Raw genomic sequence first — 281 nt, 5'->3', positions numbered from 1 at the left:
TCTAGTGGGCTGGGAGTTCTGTATAAGAGACAGAAATTCGCCTGTAAAAGAATCAATTGTTGAAATGAAAAAAGAAAACAAACAAGAATTAAGAAATGAAGTTCCAAATACAGAGAACGAAAAAAGCCTTGTAACTGTTATATCTGGTATTGTTGATAATTTTGAAACGATTAGCCAGTGTAGTGAAAGAAAAGAGCATGACCTACATCAGTTCATGGAAGGAATCTATAAGCTTTCTAGCATGGCTGCAGAGCTGACTCTTATACACAACTCATAGCCCA

The 281-nt window shown here is 35.9% G+C and carries 1 pseudogene; it reads left to right on the top strand.

Annotation, left to right across the window (positions count from 1 at the left end):
- Window positions 1-253, top strand: a pseudogene (locus ACSG5Z_RS32340) (hypothetical protein); the annotation flags it as partial.
- Window positions 254-281 lie beyond the last annotated feature (28 nt).

Source organism: Bacillus pretiosus (assembly GCF_051294775.1).
In the GTDB taxonomy this organism is placed as follows: domain Bacteria; phylum Bacillota; class Bacilli; order Bacillales; family Bacillaceae_G; genus Bacillus_A; species Bacillus_A wiedmannii.
This window is presented reverse-complemented; position numbering and strand designations above follow the sequence as displayed.